This is a genomic window from Thiomonas sp. TH-17 (assembly GCF_057473305.1).
Genome location: NZ_JBYCKI010000204.1, coordinates 1 through 2,626 on the forward strand (window position 1 = coordinate 1; position 2,626 = coordinate 2,626).

General features: G+C 63.4%; 4 protein-coding genes. All 4 read right to left on the minus strand.

The annotated features are described in order from the left end of the window. Positions 1-166 precede the first annotated feature (166 nt). Positions 167-1,039 (minus strand): flagellar motor protein MotD, encoded by an 873-nt coding sequence (gene motD, locus AC2VLV_RS12230; protein ID WP_486990251.1) that lies wholly within the window; start codon positions 1,037-1,039, stop codon positions 167-169. A gap of 39 nt (positions 1,040-1,078) precedes the next feature. Further along, entirely contained in the window at positions 1,079-1,684 is a 606-nt protein-coding gene (locus tag AC2VLV_RS12235) for a PilZ domain-containing protein (protein WP_486990252.1), read from the minus strand. A 72-nt stretch (positions 1,685-1,756) separates the two neighbouring features. Further along, positions 1,757-2,170: a flagellar export chaperone FliS gene (gene fliS / locus AC2VLV_RS12240; RefSeq protein ID WP_486990253.1), complete on the minus strand. Its 414-nt coding sequence runs from the start codon at positions 2,168-2,170 to the stop codon at positions 1,757-1,759. A 24-nt stretch (positions 2,171-2,194) separates the two neighbouring features. Then, positions 2,195-2,626, minus strand: a 432-nt coding sequence (gene fliD, locus AC2VLV_RS12245) for a flagellar filament capping protein FliD (protein ID WP_486990254.1), incomplete at its 5' end; no start/stop codon positions are given.

Sequence of the window (2,626 nt, forward strand, 5' to 3'; positions counted from 1 at the left end):
GAAGCGCTGGACGCGGGATGAATGACCGTGCTCTCGGTGCCTGGCGCGGGTTTGCGCAGGCCGTCCACCGCCCAGACGATGAGGCCCAGAAGGATGAGAACGCCGAGTACGAGAATGCTGCGATTGAGCCAGCGCAGACGGTTTTTCAGGGGTTGGAGATCGTCGTTCAAGTGTGCGTTCCAGGGCTGGGCGACGTGACGGGCGGCGCAACATCGGGCGGCGCGGCAGGCGCTTCGGCAGGGTTCAGGGGCGTATCGGTCACGGTCGTATTGCTGAGGGGAGACACGATCACCACGCTCACGCGACGGTTGGCCGCGCGGCCTTTGGCGGTGTCGTTGGATTCGACCGGATGATATTGACCATACCCCGCAGCGACAAGCTGTTCGGGCTTCACCCCCTGCGCGATGAACATTTCCACCACCGACACCGCTCGCGCCGACGACAGCGCCCAGTTGGAGCCGAACTGCGGGGTGTTGATCGGCCGGTCATCGGTAAAGCCGTTGACCTGAATCGGGTAGGCCACCCCCTGCAGCACCCCGGCGATCTGGTTGAGCAGATCCTGCGCCTGCGGCGTGAGCGCCGCCTGACCCGAGGCGAACAGCACGGTGTCGTGGATGTCGATCACCACGCCCAGCGGGGTCATGCGCACCCGCACATCGCCCTTGCGAATGGCGCTGGCCAGCAGCGCTTGAATCTTCTCGGCCACACCTTCCAGCGTTTTTTCCACTTCCTTGGCCCCCGGCCCCCCTCGACCCGGCTGAATGATCTCGGGTTTTTGCTGTTTGGGAATAGGCGGCAGATCGATGGCCGAGGGCATGCTGTTGAACGGCTGCCCCACCTGCACCGGGTTGGGCGTGGTCGGCTGGCCGGTGAAGGCGGCGATCATGGTCTGCGACAAGACCTTGTACTTGCCTTCGTTGAGCGAGGAGATGGAATACATCACCACGAAAAACGCAAACAGCAGGGTGATGAAGTCGGCATACGACACCAGCCACCGCTCATGGTTTTCGTGTTCTTCGTGGGCTTTTTTACGGGCCATGACTCAACTCGTTCGAAGTCTCTACGCCAGCAAGGCGGCTCAAGCGCCCTGGCGCTGCCGCGCCACCTGGCGGCGATGGTGACGGAAAATCAGCCGGTCGAGGTCGTTCTGCACCTGCTGGTCGAGCGGATCGAGCTCGAGGGTGTGCCAGAACTGGCCGCGATCGGGTCGTTGTTCGGTAATCAGGCCGGAAAGCACCAGCGGCAAGGCGATGCGATGCCGCAGGTAGATACGCGCCCACAGACGCCGCCCCAGTTCGAGCGACTGCTCGCTGGCCCAGCGCAGTTTGCGCGATGACAGCGCACAGGGCCGCTCCGGTGGCAGATTGCCCAGACCGCGCAGCGCCGCGCTGGCCATCAGCAGCAAAAGATCAACGCGCCGCTCCAGATTCTGGATGGCGTCGGCGCGGCCATGTTCGCTGTCGTGCGATACGGTGGGCTCGTCGAGCATGAGCAGGGCGCGCAGCAGGGTGTTGTTGTCCGCCATGAGTTCGGCGCGGGCCTGCGGCGGGTTCAGATCGTCCGACCAATCCAGCGGAAACACGCCATCGAGCTGCACCGCCGCAACAGCGCCGTGCAGCGCGTCGGGGTGGCTGGCGAAAAAACGGGAATCAGGAAAATCTGCAGATTCGTTGGACTGGGACATGACGTTCTCCTTGCCGTGCATTGTCCCATTGCAGCAAAAGGCGGGCCAATCCGTGTCGCCACGGAAGGCGGCTCAGGCCGCGGCCTGCTCCATGCCCTGATGCCAGGAGTCGCGCAGCGCCGTGACCACGGTACGGCAGTCTTCGATGGCCTGCAAGTCGTCGAAGATATTGGCCTGCGCCAGACGGGCCAGCAGGTAGGTATAGATGCGCTCCAGGCGTTCGCCCACCGGCTGTTCGGCAAGCTGCGTACCCTCTTGCGTACCATCGGGCAGCACGGCTAGAAGGTGCTCAACCAGTTGGTAAGCGCGCCCGAGCGATTGCCCCTTGAGCGGCAAATCCTTGCCGTCCGGGTTGCGCAGCGCGGCCTCTGCCCGCCGCAGGTATTCGAGAATGCCGTCCAGCCCGAGGGCGTAGAGCTTGTCTCCAGAGATGCCCTGATTTTCTACCTGGCGATAGGCGCGCATGGCAAAAGCGGCTGCACTCATGAAACTCTCCTGATGGGGCGACGATCAGCCGCCGTTCGAACTGGAACTGGAGCTCGAACTGCTGTTCGAGGGATTGAAGAACGCGGTGAGGTATTGCCCCACCGACTGCAACTGCGCGACCTGCGTCTGCATGGCGTTGAACTGCTGCTGCAGCAATGCGGTCTGCGATGCCGCGCTGTTCTGCAACTGGGTGATCTGCTGATTGATGCCCTTGATGGTGTTGTTCAGCCCGCTGGTCGCGGCCGAGACAAACCCGCTTTGGGTATTGAGCGCCTGGGTCAAAATGGCATTCATCTGCTGATAAATGCCCTGGCTGACCGTGACCGAGCCCAGGCTGCCCGTGGCCTGCCCGCTGATGTTGACCTGCAGGCCCAAAGCCGCGCCCGGCCCGGTGACGGTGAGTTGCTGCCCTGCCCCGGTTCCGGCCTGACCGTTGATCGATCCCACCACATCCGC

Coding starts and splice junctions, on each gene's coding strand:
- motD (WP_486990251.1), bottom strand. CDS start 1,039: ATGGCCCGTAAAAAAGCCCACGAAGAACACGAAAACCATGAGCGGTGG.
- AC2VLV_RS12235 (WP_486990252.1), bottom strand. CDS start 1,684: ATGTCCCAGTCCAACGAATCTGCAGATTTTCCTGATTCCCGTTTTTTC.
- fliS (WP_486990253.1), bottom strand. CDS start 2,170: ATGAGTGCAGCCGCTTTTGCCATGCGCGCCTATCGCCAGGTAGAAAAT.